This is a genomic window from Bradyrhizobium sp. CCGUVB1N3 (genome assembly GCF_024199925.1).
In the GTDB taxonomy this organism is placed as follows: Bacteria; Pseudomonadota; Alphaproteobacteria; order Rhizobiales; family Xanthobacteraceae; genus Bradyrhizobium.
In genome coordinates, this window is sequence record NZ_JANADR010000001.1 from 462,652 (window position 1) to 481,546 (window position 18,895).

The following is an 18,895-nucleotide window of genomic DNA, read 5'->3' on the forward strand; positions in this document are numbered from 1 at the left end:
CAATACGCTGCGCGGTGCGGCCATCCCACAAGCAATGAAGGGTGGGCCGGAAGGTCCAATGGATCATGCCCCGTTTTGACGATATCTACGCCCAAGACTTCAAGGAGGCGCCCTATTGGTGGGAGGCCGCGGAACCGGAGACCGATCTCGATCCGCTGCCGGAGCGCGCCGACGTCGTGGTCATTGGTTCGGGCTATGCCGGGCTGAATGCGGCGACCCATCTGGCGCGCGCCGGGCGCTCGGTCGTGGTCATCGACGGTGACCGGATCGGGGAGGGCGCCTCGACGCGGTCGGGCGGCATGGTGTCGAGCGGTCAGAAGCTGGTGGTTGGCGGCGCGATCAAGGGGATCGACCCCGTGCTGTTCTCGCGCCTGATCGGCGAAAGCAATGAGAGCTTCGATTATCTGAAGATGCTGGTCGAGACGGAGAAGCTGGATGCGGGCCTCGCGCTCACCGGCCGCTTTTTCGGCGCTCACGCGGCGCCCGACTACGAAACCTTGAAGCGGCATGGCGCACTGCTGGCGGAAAAGACCGGCGTGACCGTGCATTTCCTCGATCGCTCGCATCAGCGGGCCGCGATCGGTTCGGACTACTATCACGGCGGCATGGTGATCGACCAATATGGCGGTCTGCATCCGGGCAAATATCACAAGGCGTTGCGCGACCGGGCGCGCGCCGCCGGCGTCGTGCTGCGCTCGCATGCGCGTGCGGCTGTCGTCCAGGATGGAGCGGGTGGGGAGAAGATCGTGCCGACCGCGCGGGGCAGCATCCGAGCCGCTCACGTCGTCGCAACCACCAACGGCTACACCGCCGCCGACGCGACGCCGGGGCTCGCCAGCCGCATCGTGCCGGTCAAGAGCTATCAGATTGCCACCGAGCCGCTGCCGGCTGATCTCCTCGCCGAGCTCATTCCGCAGGCCCGCATGGTGTCCGACACGCGCCGTGACCTGATCTATACAAGGCCATCGCCCGACGAGACGCGACTTCTGTTCGGATCGCGCCCGGGCATCTTCGACATGCCGGACAAGCTTGCCGCCAAGCGGCTCTATGCGCGCATGCTGGCCGTCTGGCCGCAGCTTGCGGGCGTGAAGATCACCCATGCTTGGAGCGGTCGCGTGGCCATGACGGTCGACAAGATCGCCCATCTCGGTGCCCGAGACGGCACTGATTTTGCGGCCGGCTGCAACGGCAACGGCGTCGCGCTGATGACCTATCTCGGTTACCAGACGGCGCGCAAGATTCTCGGGGAGCAAAACCTGCCGTCGGCTTTCGACCGCGAGACGTTTGCTGCCGTGCCCTTCTATGCGGGCACGCCGTGGTTCGTGCCACTTTTTGCCGGCTGGTATCGCCTGCGCGATTTCCTCGACCGTCCGGGGCGCTGAATTGGAGCAGTCCGCTACGCGCTCGTCTCGAAGGGGGACAATTTGTCCAGAATAATTCCCGAGCTCGTCGTCACGCCGCAGGATCTGCCCGCGAAGGTCGACGTCGTCGTCATCGGCGGCGGCATCATCGGTGTGTCGACGGCGCTCTCGCTGGCCGAGCGCGGCGTCAGCGTTGCCCTGTGTGAAAAGGGACTGATCGGGGCGGAGCAGTCGTCGCGGAATTGGGGTTGGGTGCGCCAGATGGGGCGTGACCCGGCCGAGTTGCCGCTTGCGATCGAAAGCCTTCGACTCTGGCGCGGCATGAACGCGCGCATCGCCGGCGAAACGGGCTTTCGGCAGGCGGGCATCGCCTATCTCTGCGACACCGACGCCGACGTTGCGATGTATGAGGAGTGGCTCAAGCATGCCGCCCCGCTTGGTCTCGATTCCCGCCTCGTCGGCGGCGAGGCGCTGAAGAGGCTTATTCCCGGAGCGGCGAAGCCGTTTCGCGCCGCGTTGCACACGCTGAGCGACGGCAAGGCCGAGCCGTTTGTCGCAGCCCCGGCAATTGCGCGCGGTGCGGCCGCTAGGGGGGCGCACATCCTCACCAACTGCGCGGTCCGCTCCATCGAGCGATCGGCGGGCCGGGTGAGCGGCTGTGTGACCGAGCACGGTGAGATCCGCTGCTCCTCCGTGGTTCTGGCGGGCGGAGCCTGGTCGCGCTTGTTCGCTGGCAACATGGGCATCGATCTTCCAGTCCTGAAGATCCTCGGCAGCGTCGTCCGCCTGTCCTCGGTCGACGGCGTTCCGGATTTCGCAGTTGGTGCGGGTAACTTCGCTTTCCGTCGCCGTCTGGACGGCGGGTTCACTGTCGCTCAGCGCAACGCAAATATTGCCCCAATCACGCCGGACAGCTTCCGCTTGTTCTGCGATTATACGCCGACGCTCATCAAAAGCTGGAATGAGCTGACGCCTCGCATCGGCGGTCAGTTTTTTCGTGAGCTGTCGATGGCGCGAAGCTGGCGGAGCGACGAAGTTACGCCTTTCGAGCAGGTCCGCATTCTCGATCCCGATCCGTCGTGGCGATTCGTCCGAGGCGGCGTTCGCCATTTGCGCGAGGCTTTCCCGGTGTTCGGCGACGCCAAGATCACAAAGATTTGGGCCGGCTTGATGGACGTTACGCCGGATGCCGTTCCAGTCATGGCGCCGGTCGGCTCCGTTCCCGGCTTCTATCTCGCGACAGGTTTCTCCGGTCACGGTTTCGGTATCGGCCCGGGCGCCGGCGCGTTGATGGCCGACCTCGTGACCGGATCGACAGCTTGCGTCGATCCGGCTCCGTTTCGGATGGAGCGATTCAAGCGGTTGAAAAAGGTCGCCTGATCTGAGCCTTCGTGTCCGTCGTCAAGGATTTGGGCGATGGTCGCGCTGGCGTTATCGACTTCCGATTCGCGCTGATGGGCAAGCTCGCTTTCACTTGCGGCGCAATTCCCGTGGCAATACGGATGTGCACTGCCTGGTGCCCGATGCGCAACGCTTTGTTAAGATTAACGCGGCAGTTTCGAGTGAATTCCATTTTTGAAGTGCGCGCTTGAAGATCGTCTTGGGTGCGATTGTCTCATGAACATTCCCCGAGATATCTCGAATGCTCCGTCGCTGCCTTCGCATTGCGATCTGCACAGGAGTGGGCGTAGGATCTCCTGTCGGATTGACGGCCCGCGCGCAAGTCACTGCGCCAAGTCAGGTCACGCCACAGGAATTACGTCCGCCCGCTCTGACGGGTGAGCAGACGACGATTCTCCCGGGGACGTCGGTCACCGCGCCTCCGGCCGGCGATCGCAACATGACGGTGCTGCTGCGCGAGGTGCTGATCGATGGCGGATTCGCCGAGGTCGCCAGCGGAGGCATGATCGCGGGACTGAGCGGACGACGGGTCAGCGTGACGGAAATCTACGCCGTCGTGGCCGAGCTGGAGCGCATCTATAACGACGCCGGCTATCCGCTCGTGCGTGTTGCGGTGCCGCCGCAACACCTCGTCGATGGGAGCGTGTTGCGGCTCCTCGTGATCGACGGCTTCATCGAGGCGATCAATGTCGATGCTGTGCCGGCGCGCGCCCGATCCGTCGTTGCGGCGCGCACCGCCGGGCTGGTCGGCCGCAGGCATCTGCGGCGTGCCGAGCTCGAGCGGGCGCTGCTGGTCGCGGGCGATCTGCCGGGTCTCGCGCTCCGGAGCACGTTGATGCGCGGCGATCGCGAGGGAGGCACCAAGCTGATCCTCGATGGGGAGCATCGGCTCGTTTCGGCATCGACCGGCGTTGACGATCGGCTGCCGGCTTCAGTCGGCACGTGGCAGCTTCGCGGCACGATGGCCGTCAACAGCGCACTCGGGTTGGGGGATCAGGTCTACGGCTCGGTCGGCCTCGGCGCAAATCTAGAGGCCGCGGCGCAGGGGCGGACGCCGCTCGCGGTCTATGGCGGCGGCGCGGTCATTCCCGTCGGCGTCGACGGACTGACCGTGAATCCGGAATATACCCACTCGACGACGCGGACGCCTCAGGCGCAGGGTGTAGTCGGCTCGCTCGGCACATTCGAACGCGTTGCCGTCAGGCTGCGCGGGCCGATCAGCCTGACGCGAGCCTCGTCGCTCTATGCGAATGTGTCGCTCGAGCATATCGACCAGCAGATCAGCGCACCCGATTTCGACGTAATGCTGAGCCATGATCGCTACGCCGTCGCGCGCGCTGGCGCAGACTATGCGACGACCCTGCCATGGGGTGCGGGCCTGCAAGCCGGTATGACGTTTTCGGGCGGGCTTGGCGGCCGGGGCGCGCTCGACGCCGCGGCATCCGGGGTCCCGCTCTCGCGGCTCGCTGCGAGCGCAGATTTCACCAAGCTCTCGGGCAGCTTTCATGTCATCCAGCCGATGCCGGGAAGCTTCCGCTGGGATTTGATCGGCGCCGGGCAGGCGAGCTTCAACAAGCCGATGCTACGCTCGGAGCAGCTCTCGCTCGACGGTTCCGATGCGATCTCCGCGTTTGCGTCGGGCACCTTGACGGCGGATCAGGGTGTGACGCTGCGCAGTGAATTGTCGCGTTCGTTCCGGTTCGACACGGTCAACACGACGGTGTCGCCTTATGTCTTCGGTGCGGCCGGCCGCGGCTGGCTGGCTAACGTGACCGCCGTCGAGCGGCCCGCATTCAATGCCGGTTCGGTCGGCGGCGGCGTGCGCGGCGTCGTCGACGCCGTTGGCGTGTTGCCGGGATCCTCGCTCGGCCTGGAGGCCGCGCGCGGTTTCACGGATCTGCCCGGAGCAAGGCTGGGATGGCGCGCCAATGCCGTCGCTTCGATGGCCTATTGATGCAGGCCCATCGTCCCAGGGCGACGCTGCCGATGCATCGCGCAGGAGCCGTAGCGCTGCTCCTCTGTTTGCCGATCATGGCCTGGGGCTCCCAAGCATATGCGCAAGTCCTGCTGCCGCAGGGCGGAAAGGTTGTCTCGGGCCAGGCCAGGATCGACGCCGCCGGCAATGGGCTCACGATCACGCAGAGCTCCTCCAGGTCGGTGATCGACTGGAACGGTTTCTCGATCGGGGAAAGCGGCGCCGTCAATTTCGTCCAGCCCAATGCCGGTTCGGCCACGCTCAACCGGGTCACCGGGCAGACGTCCTCGGTGATCGCGGGCAAGATCAGCGCGAACGGTCAGGTCTTTCTCGTCAATCCGAACGGCATTGCCATCACCTCGACCGGAACGGTTCAGGTCGGCGGCGGCTTCGTGGCCTCGACGCTCGACATCGATACGGCGGATTTCAATGCCGGACGCCTTGTCTTTGCGGGCAAAGGCGCTTCCGCAGCGGTCAGCAATGCCGGGGTGATCTCGGCCGCTCCGGGGTCCTTCGTCGGATTGATCGGCGGAACGGTGTCGAACAGCGGCACCATCAACGTGCCTCTGGGCCAGGTCGGACTTGGCTCAGGAGAAATGGCGACTCTCAATCCGACCGGTGACGGCTTTCTTCAAGTCGCGATTCCCACCAGTGCGACCGCCGCCAACGGTCGCGCGCTGATCGACGTGACCGGCCGCATCAAGTCGGCGGGCGGGCGCGTCCAGATCAAGGCCGCGACGGCGCAACGGCTGGTGCGGGACGTCATCAATGTTTCGGGCGCCGTGACGGCGCGCAGCGTCAGGGGACGCAGCGGAAGCATTATCCTCGATGGCGGCGACGGTGGTGCGGTCACCGTCTCGGGCAGGCTCTCGGCCAACGGTGACAGGGTGAGCAAGGGTGGCACCATCGTAGCGACCGGCAGCAAGATCGCCTTGACGTCGACGGCACGCGTATCCGCCGACGGAGCGAACGGCGGTTCTGTGCTGATCGGCGGCGACATGCGCGGCGGCGTCGATGCTGCCGCGAAGCTCGTGAGCGAGACTGTGCGCACCGCGGCCACGACGTCGATCGCACAAGGCGCGATCGTTTCGGCCAATGGACGCACAGGCGCCGGCGGCAATGTCGTGATCTGGTCCGACACCGTGACCGATTTCCGCGGCTCGATTCTCGCGACTGGTGCGGGGTCAGCGGCGGGTGGCGCGGTCGAAGTCTCCAGCCACGGTGTACTCGGCTACAACGGACGCGTCGACGTCACCGCCGCCAGCGGTAGCACCGGGACGCTGCTGCTTGACCCCTACAACGTGACGATATCGACCGGCGCCAACAGCAACATCTCCGGCAGCACGCCTTTCACGCCGTCGGGAAACAGCTCCGTCCTCAACGTGACCACGTTGCAGAATGCGCTGGCGACGGCCAATGTCACGGTGAATACCGGCAGTTCGGGCGCGCAGAGCGGCGATATTACGGTCGCCAACGCGGTGACCTGGAGCAGCGGCAATTCGCTCACTTTGACGTCGGCGCGAGACATCCTTGTCAACGCCAACATCACGACCAATGGCGGCGCACTCAACCTGAATGCGGGCCGCGGCGTCACCGTGACCGGTGCGACCATCAATACATCCGGCGGCGGTCTGATTGTGACCGGCAGCACCACCGACGGCACCACGGGCATCACGCTCAACGGCGCCACCATCAGCGTTGGTACCGGCACGGCCACGCTGACGGGCACGGCGACCACCGGCAAGGGCGTCTTCTTCACCACCAACGCTAATACGCTCACGGCGAGCGGCGCAGGCTCGATCACCATCGTCGGCAATTCGAGCACGACCGTCACCAATTACGGGGTGGCGCTCAACACCAGTCTCACGACCTCCGGCTCGGTTTCCATCTCCGGCGCGAACACAGGCTCTGCGTCGCAGGCCTATGGTCTGTATGTCAACGGCGGCAACACGATCACCGACAGTTCGGGCAATTTGTCCCTAAGCGGCACGTCCACGTCCGCCAACGGCGTCTGGTTCAATTCCGCGACGACGACGCTCACCAATTCAGGTGCGGGAACGCTGGCGCTCAATGGCATCAGCGGAAGCCTCAATGGTATCCGGTTGAACACCAGCGTGGGCCTGGCGACGTCAGGCACAGTCACTCTGTCCGGCACCTCCACCAGCGGTTCGGGTTTCTCCGCCAAGGGCAGCAACACGCTGACGGTCTCGAGCGGCAATCTGACCATCAGCGGCGCGACCAGTTCCGGATCTCTCGGGATCGACCTGTCGTCCAGCGGCAATGCGATTACGAACAGCGGCAGCGGCACGTTGACGCTCAGCGGCACCGGCGGCACCAATCTGGCTGCGACCATCACGTCCTCATCCGGCGTGCTCGCGATCGGTGACACCAGTGCGGTGACGCAGTCGGGAGGCACGATCACCGCCGGCAGTCTCCTGTTGTCCGGCGGCGGCAGCTTCTCGCTCGGTCAGGCCAATCTGGTCGGCACGCTGGCGGCGACCGGCGTCGGCTCGATGTCCTTCGTCAACAATCAGAGCCTGACCATCGGCACCGTTCAGACGACATCGGGAATTTCTGCGCTGGCGTCTGCGAGCGTCACGATCACGACCAGCGGCACCAGCGACATCACGGTCAACAATGCGGTGACCGGGAGTAGCGGCAATGCGGTGAGCCTGACGGCCGGGCGGGATATTCTCGTCAACGCCGGTATGACGACCAACGGCGGTGCGCTCGCGCTCAATGCCGGCCGCGCCGTCAGTATCTCCAATGCGACCATTGCGACGTCCGGCGGCAATCTGATCGCAAGCGGCACGACCACCGACAGCACCACGGCCATCACGCTCAACGGTGCCACGATCAGCGTCGGCGGCGGGACCGCGAGCTTGAGCGGAACCGGTTCGACCTCCGGCCTAGGTGTCCGGTTCACGAGCGCAGCCAGTGCCCTGAGCGCGAGCGGTAGCGGCTCGATCACCATCACCGGTCAATCTGGCAGCACCAATGGCGTGCAACTCGATGCTGGTCTGACGACATCAGGGACCGTCTCGCTGTCGGGGACGTCGAGCGCCGCAACGGGCGTGCAGTTCGGGGCGGTGACGTTCAATGTCGCGAGCGGCAATGCGACGGTCAACGGGACCTCAAGCGCTACCACCGGCTCAGGCTCGACCATTGGGACGCGCTTGGCCGGCACCGCCGTGAGCAATTCGGGTAGCGGGGCTCTCACGATCCAGGGAACGTCGAACGATGCCGGCACGGCCAATTCCGGCAGCGCCGGCGTGCTCTGGAGCGGGACGAGCTCGCTCGCCAATTCCGGCGGCGGCAGCCTTTCGATCAGCGGCACAAATACGTCCGGTTATGGGACCGAGGTGAAGACCTCGGCGACGTTGACGACATCGGGTCCGATGTCGATCTCGGGAGCGTCGACCTCAGGCTACGGATTGTTCCTTGCGAGCGGGACCACCGTCACGGCGTCGTCCGGAAACCTGAGCCTGTCGGGCAGCTCGAGCTCGACCATCGCCCTGCGGCTTCGGGGTAGCTCGATCACCAACAACGGCGCGGGAACGCTGGCGCTGATTGCATCGGGTGATACGGATCTGCACGAATCGATCTCCTCGACAAGCGGAGTGCTGAGCCTTTCACAGAGCGGGACCTTCACGCAGGCGAGCGGCACGATCGCCGCGACCAATTTGCTGCTCTCAGGCGCGAACGGAACCTTCAACCTCACCGCTAGCGGCAACAGCATAGGGACCGTTGCGGCGACCGCCGGCAGCGTTGCGCTGACCGACAGCTCGTCGCTCACGATCGGGACAATTGCGGGAATTTCGGGCCTCACCGCGACAGGCACCGCGACGATTCTCACGTCGGGCGGCCTCACCATCGCGTCCGGTGCGTCGGTCAGCGCCGCGAGCCCGGTGCTCTCCGCCGCCGGCGCATTCGTCAACAATGCGGGCAGCAGTGCCGTGACAGCTACGTCCGGCCGGTGGCTGATCTACTCGAGCGCGCCCGGCTCGGATTCGTTTGGCGGGCTGGACAGCGCCAACACGGCGATCTGGAATGCGACCTACGCGACGCTTCCGCCGGCCAGCGTCACCGCCTCGGGCAATCGATATCTGTTTGCCTATCAGCCGACGCTGACATTCACGTCGACCAATGCCACCAAGACCTATGGCGCGGATGTCACTTCTGCGATTGCATCGAGCTACAGCGTATCAGGATATCAAAGCGGCGTCAGCGGCGCCTTCGCCGGCGACAGCGCAAGCTCTGCGTTCACCGGCAGTCCCGTGGTGACCTCGAGCGGGTCGGGTGCGAGCGCTACCGTCGGCGGAGGTCCCTATGCCATCACTGTCGCGCAGGGTTCGTTGTCGGCGGCATCGGGCTACGCTCTGGCGTTCAGCAGCACGGGCACCCTGACGGTCAATGCCGCGCCGGTGACGGTGACCGCGCTCGGGGGCTCTTCGACCTACGGCGCTTCGCTGTCGAATCCGGGATTGTCGGCGACGGGCTTGCAGAACGGCGAGAGCGCCAGTGTTCTCACCGGCCTGTCTAATTCATTCGGCATCACCAATACGACCAATGCCGGCACATACACACTGAGCGTTGTGGGTACGCTGACCAATGCCAACTACACGGTGGCCGGGACGAACAATGGAAGCTGGAGCGTCAATCCCGCACCGGTGACGGTCACGGCGTTCGGCGGCTCGTCGACCTATGGTTCGTCGCCCGGCAATCCGGGTCTGGCCGCGACCGGCTTGCAGAACGGCGAGACCGCGAGTGTGCTGACGGGCCTCTCCAATTCGTTCGGTATCACCAATGCGACCAATGCCGGCAGCTGCACGCTGGGCGTAACGGGTACGCTCACCAACGGCAACTACACGGTGGCAGGAACGAGCACGGGAAGCTGGACCGTCAATCCCGCGCCGGTGATCGTCACGGCGCTCAGCGGTTTCTCGCTCTACGGCCTTTCGCCGACCAATCCGGGCTTATCCGCCACGGGCCTCCAGAACGGCCAGTCCGCCAGCGTTCTCACCGGTCTGTCCAGCTCGTTCGGCATCAGCAATACCAGCGCTGCCGGCAGCTACACGGTCAGCGTGACCGGCACGCTGACCAACCCGAACTATGTGGTGGCGGGTACGGTCGGCGGGACCTGGCTGGTCTATTCGGTGCCGCCGGCGGCGTCGCTTCCGGCCGAGCCGACCCTGTCGTCGTTCGACGTAGGTCACTTCGACCGCCGCATCGGTTCCGGGTCCAATTGCGGTCGTCGTTCAAGTCGACAATGTCTCGATGGTTGGCTGGACGCCGCGCAGCGCGCAGAAGGATTGCGCAGGTCGGTGCGATAGCTGAGCATCTATCCTGCGATGCCTACCCAGTCGATCGCCATGAGTTCAGCTTTCTAAAGGTCGGCATTGCGTGTGCACTCCACCCCGATTTCGTGTGCGCTACGCGTGCACTTGTTCCTGCTCTAGTTCATTGTAAGAATGGGATAAGTAATTGGAATATCAAGGCTATCGCTTTTCCGTGGCCCCGATGATGGATTGGACGGACCGGCATTGCCGGGTGTTCCACCGTCATCTGACGCGGCGGGCGCTGCTTTATACGGAGATGCTGACGACCGGCGCGGTCATTCATGGCGACCGGGCGCGCCTCTTGGCCTTCGATCCGTGCGAGCACCCGGTGGCGCTGCAGCTTGGCGGCTCGGATCCGCGCGCGCTCGCGCTGGCGGCGCAGATCGGTGCCGATGTCGGTTACGACGAGATCAACCTCAATGTCGGCTGCCCGTCCGACCGGGTCAAGGACGGTCGCTTCGGTGCGTGCCTGATGGCTGAGCCGGAACTGGTGGGCGCCTGCGTCGACGCGATGAAACGCGCCGTGCGCGTGCCCGTGACGGTAAAGTGCCGCATCGGCATCGACGACCAGGATCCGGAGGTCGCGCTCGATCGGCTGGCGCGCGCGGTGGTCGCCGCTGGTTCTGATGCGCTGATCGTGCATGCCCGAAAAGCCTGGCTCAACGGCCTGTCGCCGAAAGAGAACCGCGACATCCCGCCGCTCGACTACGATCGCGTCTATCGTCTCAAGCGGGCAATGCCCAACGTACCCATCGTCATCAACGGCGGGATCCTCGGCATCGACGAGGCGAAAGCCCATCTCGCCCATGTTGATGGCGTGATGCTGGGGCGCGCCGCCTATCACGATCCGTGGCGGCTGCTCGCGGTCGATCCGGAGTTCTTCGGTGAGGCTGCACCGCATGCGACGATGCAGGCCGCGTTTGAAGCCATGATGCCCTACATCGCGGAGCAGCTTGCGCGTGGCACGCGGCTGCACGCCATCACCAGGCATTTCGTCGGCGCGTTCCATGCCGTGCCCGGCGCGCGCGCCTTCCGCCGCCATCTTGCCGAGCACGGCGTGAGGCCAGGCGCCGGGCTCGATGTCCTTCGTGATGCGATCGCGCGCGTGAGCGATCGCGCGGTGGCGGAAGCCGCGGAATAGCGACACCCCTCTGAACGTTGAAGCGAAGAGCGGGATCGACAATCCGGCTCTTCGTCGCATCGCCGATCAGCGGAACAGGTCGAAATGGTAGTTCACGCCGACGCGGAAGCTGTGGAATTTTGCGGCATTCCAGTCCGGCAGATCGTCGTGCTTGAACTCGGTGTAGAGATACTCGGCCTTGGCCGACCATTTAGGCAGGAATGCCCATTCGACGCCGCCACCCGCGGTCCAGCCCATCTTCATCTTGTTGATCGGACCGTCCTTCAACTCGCCGGTCGCAAGACCGGCGGTCCCGAAGAACAGCAGGCGCGAATCCATCGTCGCGATGCCGGCGCGGGCACGACCCGTCATGTACCAGGGCACGCTGACGGCAGCGCTGCTCAGCGCGTCGCGGTTCTTGATGTCGCCACCCTCGAAGTCGTTCTCGATACCGACCACGAACATCGGCGAGAGCTGGTAGTTGTAGCCGATCTGCACGCCGCCGACGGCGCCCTTGACCTTCCCGCCGCTCGTTCCAACGAGGTTGTTGTAGGCGTCGTCGCCGCTCGTGGCGTAGCCGGCGTTGAAGCCTGCATAAAGGCCCGTCCACGAATAGGCCGGCTGCGGCGCCGTGTACGCCGAGGCGGGCGCGGCATAGCGCGATGACAGGTCGGCAGCGCTTGCGCCGCCGGCGGTCAGCGCGACGGCAAAGGGCAGGGCGCAAATCGTGCGACGGAATGCGGCTCTGGCAGTCATGACTCTCAATCTCCCACTGGGCCGCGTCATCAACGCAGCGCTTGTCCAACCCTGATCCGGGATGAGGTTTCATTATAAACCGACCAGGCGGTTTGTAAATAGACGGAAATGCCGCACCCACGATCTTTCGCGGCGCCGCGCCATGTCCCGTGTGTCTAATGTCCCGTGTGTCTAGGGGTAGCCGTGCAGCATCAACCGGTCGGCGCGGACTTCCCAGCGTTCGAGGCGGTCGAGGAAGGTCATGCCGAGCAGGTTGGTCTTCATCGTGCCGTGCGGCACCACGAGCGCCGGCACGGATCGCTCGACGAGCTTGCCGATCGCGAGCCGGTCCAGCGTCAGGCGTGCCGCCTTGGTGCGGCCGCCGGCGGTCTCGACGTCGACGTCATAGTCGAGCAGTTCCAGCGGGAGGCCCGCTGCCTTCGCCGTCTCGTAGGTGAGCACGACGGAGGTCGCGCCGGTATCGACCACCATGGGCGCGGGCACGCCGTTGATCCGCGCCTGCAGCGCGAATTCGCCGCCGCGGCCGCGCTGGACCTCCACGGCGCGCGTCTTCGGGCTGGTCCGGTGACGCATGAGATTGGAGACGGTGTCACTGGCGCGAGCGACCTGCTCGGGATCCCTGTAGGCGACCACGGCGCCTGCGGTCGCCGTCAACAGGAACAGTACCAGGAAGAGGCGGCTCATCGCGCGCCTCCGTCCATCAGTCTCAGGCGGATTTCGATGCCGAGTTGATCGGCGAAAGTCCTGCATCCGCCATGCGCGCCGGAAGCTGCGCCATGACGGCGAGCCGTTCCGCACGCTCCATGGCGTGCCAGCGCGCGATTTCCGGCAGCGTGCGACCGCAGCCAAAGCACAGCCTTGTCTTGGGATCGATCATGCAGACGGCGACGCACGGTGTGTCTTTGCTCATTCCCGCATAGTGAAGGATCGCTGGGCAGTTCTGCAAGCATCTCTCAGGAACCCGTGCCTGCGCTCATGATCGGCTTGTGGCGCGGCCGGCGTTTCTCGTCCGTGACACCGGAGCTGTCGGGCTGCAGCGGCGGAGCTTCTTCTGTCATCGGCGCAAGCGCGCTCATGACGCGCTCCGGCGGCAAGGTGACGATCACCTCGGTGCCGATGCGCAGTTTCGATTTCAGCGTAAACGTGCCGCCGTGCAGGTCGATGAGATTCTTGGCGATGGGAAGCCCAAGGCCTGCGCCCTGTTCGGCCGATTTGATCGAGTTCGAGCCCTGGCCGAAGGAGGCGAGCACGACCGGGATTTCGTCTTCGGGAATGCCCGAGCCGGTATCCTTCACCGAGAGATATTGCCCGCCCGAAGCGGTCCAGCCGACCTTCAGCCAGATCTCGCCGCCTTGCGGAGTGAACTTGATCGAGTTGGACAAGAGGTTGAGCACGACCTGGCGGATCGCGCGCTCGTCGGCCCACAGCCGCGGCATCGCCTGCTCATAGACCTCGTGGATGGTGATGCCGCGGCTCGAGGCTCGTAGCTTCATCAGATGATGGCAGTCGGCGACGATGCCCACCAGCGACACCGCCTCCTCGTTCAGCTCGTAGCGGCCGGCCTCGATCCGCGACAGGTCGAGGATCTCGTTGATGAGATTAAGCAGATGTACGCCGGAATTATGGATGTCGCCGGAATATTCCTTGTAGACGGCGACCTGATGCGCGCCGAAGATCTCGCTCTTCATCACCTCGGAGAAGCCGAGGATCGCGTTCAGCGGCGTACGCAGCTCGTGGCTCATCTGCGCGAGGAAGCGCGACTTGGCGACGTTGGCGGATTCGGCGCGGTGCCGCGCCTCGTCCGAGATCGCCTTGGCCTGTTCCAGTTCGCCGATCAGCGCGTCCTTCTCCGCGCGGGCTTCCAGCGTTGCGAAAGTCGAGGAATGCAGCCGGTGCGCCAGGAGCACGAAATAGCCTTCGGCGGCCAGCGACAGCGCCGCCAGGATGTAATTGTCCAGCGAGCCGCTCATCGCAAAGCTCAGCGCCATCGCGACCGCGACGGGCGCGGTGGCCGCAAGCGCTGCAATCGGCAAATTGGCCGCCAGCATGCTCGATACTGCGATCACCAGCAGCATCAGGAACATCATCAGCGTTTCCGTGACGACGTCGAGCACGGGATGGATCAGGATCGCCATCCAGCACAGGCCGTAGAGCAGGTCGAGCACGACGAATCGCGTGCGCCATTTGCGCGTGACGGCGGGCAATGCCGGCTCGGCGAGATGGCGGCGGCAGCTCCGGATCATGGCGGCGTGGATGCAGAGCATGCCGACGGTCCAGAGCGCCGCCGGAACCGGCTGCATCCAGAGCCCGAACAACAGACCGGTCGCGACCACCAGCAGCATCACGACGTAGGACGCCGACAGCCGTGTCTGCGCATATTGGCGCAGCATTTCGCTGTCGAAGGCGGGCCGTGTTCCGCTGGTCGACGTCAACTTGTCGCGCGCCTCGCGCACCCGCTGCGCCGCAGCCCGGCGATTGCTCGCCGATGGCACGCTCGCCGGCTCGGCCGGAAGCTGCACGACCTCGGGCTTTTCAGCGGGGTTACTCATCAAGCAACACGAATTCCTGCCCACGTCGACGCGGGCCTTCTGCATTCTCTATCTCTGGCAACAAATCCTTAAGAGCTGACTTAAGGAGCTAAAGAATTGCGTTAACGGGGAGTTAATTCGACATATCGAAGTGCGGCGAACGGCCGCCTCAATGCATCGCTGCGTGCTGCGCGATATAGACCACGGCCCCGGCCAGATATCCGGCGAGCGCCGGTCCTGCGATGCGGCGGGCGTACCAGAAGAACTCGATCTTCTCGAGCCCCATGGCAGCGACGCCCGCGGCCGAGCCGATGATCAGGATCGAGCCGCCGGTGCCGGCGCAATAGGCGATGAACTCCCAGATGAAGCTGTCGGGCGGGTAGTGCGCGAGGTCGTACATGCCCATGGTCGCGGCGACGAGCGGCACGTTGTCGATAATGGCGCTGAGCAGGCCAAGCAGGATGACGATGATGTCCTGGCGGCCGATCGTGGTCTCCAGCCATCTCGCCAGCATCGTCAGGAGGCCGGCATGCTCGAGGCAGGCGACCGCGAGCAGGATGCCGACGAAGAACACGATCGAGCTCATGTCGATCCGGGTCAGCGCATGCGCGAGTGTGAGGGGCTTCCGCACGTGCTCGTCCTTGTCGCGATGGATGATCTCGCCGACCAGCCAGACGATGCCGAGCCCGAGCAGAACACCCATGAAGGGCGGCAGATGCGTGAGCGTCTTGAAGGCGGGCACGGCGATCAGCACACCGAGCCCAAGGAAGAACATCAAGTTGCGCTCGAATAGCTCGACGCCTTGCAGCCGGTCTTCCCGCGGCGGCGGGGCAATCGTCTTGCCCCTTAGCGAATAGCTGATGAACGCGAGCGGCACGAGCAGGTTGACGAGCGAAGCCGGAAATACCGCGCCCATGATGTTCACCGGCGAGACTTGTCCGCCGATCCACAGCATGGTCGTGGTCACGTCGCCGATCACCGTCCAGGCGCCGCCGGCATTCGCGGCGATTACGATGAGGGAGGCGAATAGCAGGCGGTCATCGCGCCTGGCGATCAGTCTCTGGATCAGCGAGACCATGACGATGGTGGTCGTCAGATTGTCCAGAACCGCACTCAGGAAGAATGCCACGAATCCGACCAGCCACATGAGCTGAACCTGGCTCGTGGTGTGGATTCGCGAGGTGATGACCTCGAAGCCATCGTGGGCGTCGATGACCTCGACGATCGTCATGGCGCCGATCAGGAAGAACACGATCTGCGCCGTGGCGGCGACGGATTCGTCGAGCTGATGTCCGACTAGGGGGTGGTCGCCGATCGTGACCGCGTACACCGTCCAGAGCAGAACCGCGCCGATCAGCGCCGCCGCACTCTTGCTAATGCCGAGCGGATGTTCGAGCGCGATCGCCGCGTAGGCAACGACGAAGATGGCGGCGATCGCGATCAGCAAGACAGGTCCGCGCCTAAGCAGCCATCAGCGTTGCAGCCGCGCCAGCAGGCTCGACGTATCCCAGCGCTTGCCGCCCATCTTCTCGACTTCGGCATAGAACTGGTCAACGAGCGCGGTCACCGGCAGGTTCGCGCCGTTGCGGCGGGCTTCCGCGATGCAGATCGAGAGGTCCTTGCGCATCCATTCGACGGCGAATCCGAAATCGTACTTGTCATCGTTCATGGTCTTGTAGCGGTTCTCCATCTGCCAGGACTGCGCCGCGCCCTTGGAGATGGTGTCGATCACGGCGGCAACGTCGAGGCCCGACTTCTTGGCGAAGTGAATACCTTCGGAGAGGCCCTGGACGAGGCCTGCGATGCAGATCTGGTTGACCATCTTGGTGAGCTGTCCGGAGCCCGCAGGCCCCAGCAGCTTGCACATCCGCGCATAGGCCACGATGACCGGCTCGGCACCGGCATAGGCGTCAGCGGCACCGCCGCACATCACGGTCAGGATGCCGTTCTCGGCGCCAGCCTGTCCGCCGGAGACGGGGGCATCGACGAATTTGAAGCCACCCTTGGTGGCGGCCGCGTCAAGCTCGCGCGCGACTTCGGCGGAGGCGGTGGTGTGGTCGACGAAGGTCGCGCCCTTCTTCATGCCGGCAAACGCGCCGTCGGGACCGATCGTCACGGCGCGCAGGTCGTTGTCGTTGCCGACGCAGCACATCACGAAGTCCTGGCCCTCGGCTGCAGCTTTTGGTGTCGCTGCGGTCTTGCCGCCGAACTTGTCCGCCCATTCCTTCGCCTTGGCCGCGGTGCGGTTGTAGACGGTGACCTCATGGCCACCCTTCTTGACGAGGTGGCCGGCCATGGGGAAGCCCATGACGCCGAGACCGAGGAAAGCGACTTTAGCCATATGGGTGACCTTGCTTGTGCTTGGGTGTTCTTGCGGTTTTGACCGGCCTTTGAGGCAGCCGGCCCACGCTATCGCGGGATTTTGGCGGTTCCGCCCGAAAAGGGCGGATCGGAGGCGCACCATAAACCCTTGAGGCCGGAGGGCAACGGCTTCGTTTGAAGGTCTCCTGTGCTAGGATGCGCGAACAAGGACATAAAAAAAGGGAGTGCAAGGTATGGCCGTGAGCGTTGGGGTGCTCGATCATTTCAACATCCGGACCCGGAAATTGGCCGAGACCGTCCGCTTCTACGAGGACGTGCTGGGCCTCGAGAACGGCCCGCGGCCGAATTTCGCTTTCCCGGGGGCGTGGATGTACAGCGAGGGCAGGCCGGTGGTGCATCTCGTCGACATTTCCCCGACGGGCGAGGCTCAAAAGCCCGATTCAGGCGTTGTCCATCATGTTGCCTTCGTCAGCCGCGGTTTCGACGGCATGAGGCAGCGCCTGAGCGGCAAGGGCATGAAATTCGAATCCCGGCAGGTGCCCGGCGGCGACCTCTGGCAGATCTTCGTGCACGACCCCAACGGGGTCATGATCGAGCTGAATTACGAGGCGGCCGAGGAGCAGGGGGCGGAGGCCCCGGTCGAGACGGCCGGCGATATCGGCAGGCAGTAGCCTTTTGCGCGTTTCCGCTCTAATGGGGCGCATCACCCTAAAGCGCGATCAGGATCGCGCTCTAGGGGCTTATAGTCGAGCATGATCCTATCGGAAAACCGCTACATACTTTTCCGGATCATGCTCCATTCAGGAGATGCGCATTGAGCGTGACGCAGCAGCAGGTTCTCGACAGCCTCAGCCGGATCAAATCGCCGCGCGGGGTCGCGCTCACCAATGCCAATGTGCTGAGTGCGATCAGTGCCAGTGACGGCAAGGTGTTCTTCTCGATCAATGTCGATGCCGCGGAGGCGCGGGCCTGGGAGCAGGTCCGGGCCGAGGCCGAGGCCGCCGTGCGCGCCATTCCCGGCGTCACCACGGCCATGGTGGCGCTGACCGCCGAGCGCAAGCCGGGCAGCGCACCACCGCCGCCGCCGAGCCGCGGTGCGCCGGGGGTACAGCCGGCCCATACCCATCGGCCGCCGCAGGGCGGCACCTCGCCGATGTCGCGCCAGGCCGAGATTCCGGGCGTCGCCGCCGTCATCGCGGTCGCCTCGGGCAAGGGCGGGGTCGGCAAGTCGACCACCGCGCTCAACCTGGCGCTCGGCCTGCGCGACCTCGGCCTCAAGGTTGGGCTGCTAGATGCCGACATCTACGGTCCCTCGGTGCCGCGGCTGACGGGCCTGCACGCCAAGCCCGAGCTGAACGAGGAGCGGAAGATGATTCCGCTGAAGCGTTTTGGCCTGTCGATCATGTCGATCGGATTCCTGGTCGAGGAAGAGACCGCGATGATCTGGCGCGGGCCGATGGTGATGTCGGCGGTGACGCAGATGCTGCGCGACGTCGAGTGGGGCAAGCTCGACGTCCTGGTCGTCGACATGCCGCCGGGGACGGGCGATGCGCAGCTCACGCTCGCGCAAAACGTGCCCCTGAAGGGCGCCGTCATTGTCTCGACCCCGCAGGATCTGTCGCTGATCGACGCGCGGCGGGGCCTTGCCATGTTCAAGAAAGTGAACGTCCCTGTGCTCGGCATCGTCGAGAACATGAGCTATTTCCAGTGCCCGCATTGCGGCACGAAATCGGACATTTTCGGCCATGGCGGAGCGCGCCACGAGGCCGAGAAGCTCGCCGTCCCGTTCCTTGGCGAAATCCCCTTGCACATGGCGATTCGCGAGACCTCGGATGCCGGAAAACCGGTGGTCGACAGCGAGCCGGATGGGCCCCATGCGGCGATCTATCGCGCTATCGCGGGCCACATCCGGGACCAGCTCAAGTCCGTGATTTCCACGGGCTAAAGCCCTCCCGCCGAGGCATGCGACTTTCGTACAGTCCCGTCATGCCATTGTCGCGTTCCGAAAGCTGGGCTTCCGTGCTAAAGGCCCCGGCAGTCAAGCGCCTTCGGTTCGACGCGGCCATCACGCATCGCCGAGACTAGTGGCGGCA

General features: G+C 64.8%; 13 protein-coding genes. 7 read left to right on the top strand and 6 right to left on the bottom strand.

Annotated features, from left to right (window positions below):
• Positions 1 to 65: 65 nt before the first annotated feature.
• The 5 genes from NLM33_RS02070 to dusA all read left to right on the top strand — a co-directional run bounded on the left by NLM33_RS02070 (position 66) and on the right by dusA (position 11,217).
• A complete protein-coding gene (locus NLM33_RS02070) occupies positions 66 to 1,382 on the top strand; it encodes an FAD-binding oxidoreductase (RefSeq protein WP_254094227.1) in 1,317 nt (438 codons plus the stop codon).
• A gap of 42 nt (positions 1,383 to 1,424) precedes the next feature.
• A complete protein-coding gene (locus tag NLM33_RS02075) occupies positions 1,425 to 2,741 on the top strand; it encodes an FAD-binding oxidoreductase (RefSeq protein WP_254094228.1) in 1,317 nt (438 codons plus the stop codon).
• A gap of 325 nt (positions 2,742 to 3,066) precedes the next feature.
• A complete protein-coding gene (locus NLM33_RS02080) occupies positions 3,067 to 4,716 on the top strand; it encodes a ShlB/FhaC/HecB family hemolysin secretion/activation protein (RefSeq protein WP_254094230.1) in 1,650 nt (549 codons plus the stop codon).
• A gap of 32 nt (positions 4,717 to 4,748) precedes the next feature.
• Positions 4,749 to 10,070, top strand: a complete 5,322-nt coding sequence (locus NLM33_RS02085; protein WP_254094232.1) for a filamentous hemagglutinin N-terminal domain-containing protein — start codon at positions 4,749 to 4,751, stop codon at positions 10,068 to 10,070.
• A 151-nt stretch (positions 10,071 to 10,221) separates the two neighbouring features.
• The gene (dusA, locus tag NLM33_RS02090; protein WP_256570510.1) at positions 10,222 to 11,217 is read left to right on the top strand and encodes a tRNA dihydrouridine(20/20a) synthase DusA; all 996 of its coding nucleotides are present in this window, start codon (positions 10,222 to 10,224) and stop codon (positions 11,215 to 11,217) included.
• Positions 11,218 to 11,283: 66 nt separating this feature from the next.
• Here dusA and NLM33_RS02095 read toward each other — a convergent pair whose 3' ends face one another.
• The 6 genes from NLM33_RS02095 to NLM33_RS02120 all read right to left on the bottom strand — a co-directional run bounded on the left by NLM33_RS02095 (position 11,284) and on the right by NLM33_RS02120 (position 16,821).
• Positions 11,284 to 11,952 (bottom strand): outer membrane protein, encoded by a 669-nt coding sequence (locus tag NLM33_RS02095; RefSeq protein ID WP_254094234.1) that lies wholly within the window; start codon positions 11,950 to 11,952, stop codon positions 11,284 to 11,286.
• A 171-nt stretch (positions 11,953 to 12,123) separates the two neighbouring features.
• On the bottom strand, positions 12,124 to 12,636 hold the full coding sequence (locus NLM33_RS02100; protein WP_254094236.1) for a TIGR02281 family clan AA aspartic protease: 513 nt from the start codon (positions 12,634 to 12,636) through the stop codon (positions 12,124 to 12,126).
• Positions 12,637 to 12,658: 22 nt separating this feature from the next.
• Complete coding sequence (locus NLM33_RS02105; RefSeq protein WP_254094237.1) at positions 12,659 to 12,862, bottom strand: DUF1289 domain-containing protein; 204 nt, start codon at positions 12,860 to 12,862, stop codon at positions 12,659 to 12,661.
• Between the two features lie 43 nt (positions 12,863 to 12,905).
• Entirely contained in the window at positions 12,906 to 14,501 is a 1,596-nt protein-coding gene (locus NLM33_RS02110; RefSeq protein WP_254094238.1) for a HAMP domain-containing sensor histidine kinase, read from the bottom strand.
• Between the two features lie 148 nt (positions 14,502 to 14,649).
• Entirely contained in the window at positions 14,650 to 15,927 is a 1,278-nt protein-coding gene (gene nhaD, locus NLM33_RS02115) for a sodium:proton antiporter NhaD (protein WP_254094239.1), read from the bottom strand.
• A gap of 24 nt (positions 15,928 to 15,951) precedes the next feature.
• A complete protein-coding gene (locus NLM33_RS02120) occupies positions 15,952 to 16,821 on the bottom strand; it encodes an NAD(P)-dependent oxidoreductase (protein ID WP_254094240.1) in 870 nt (289 codons plus the stop codon).
• Between the two features lie 214 nt (positions 16,822 to 17,035).
• On the opposite strand from NLM33_RS02120, the gene NLM33_RS02125 reads away from it, so the two are divergent.
• Together NLM33_RS02125 and NLM33_RS02130 are read left to right on the top strand one after the other, a co-directional pair.
• The gene (locus NLM33_RS02125) at positions 17,036 to 17,473 is read left to right on the top strand and encodes a VOC family protein (RefSeq protein WP_254094241.1); all 438 of its coding nucleotides are present in this window, start codon (positions 17,036 to 17,038) and stop codon (positions 17,471 to 17,473) included.
• A 143-nt stretch (positions 17,474 to 17,616) separates the two neighbouring features.
• Positions 17,617 to 18,747, top strand: coding sequence for an Mrp/NBP35 family ATP-binding protein (locus NLM33_RS02130; RefSeq protein ID WP_254094242.1), 1,131 nt, complete (start codon positions 17,617 to 17,619; stop codon positions 18,745 to 18,747).
• The last annotated feature ends 148 nt before the right edge of the window (positions 18,748 to 18,895 follow it).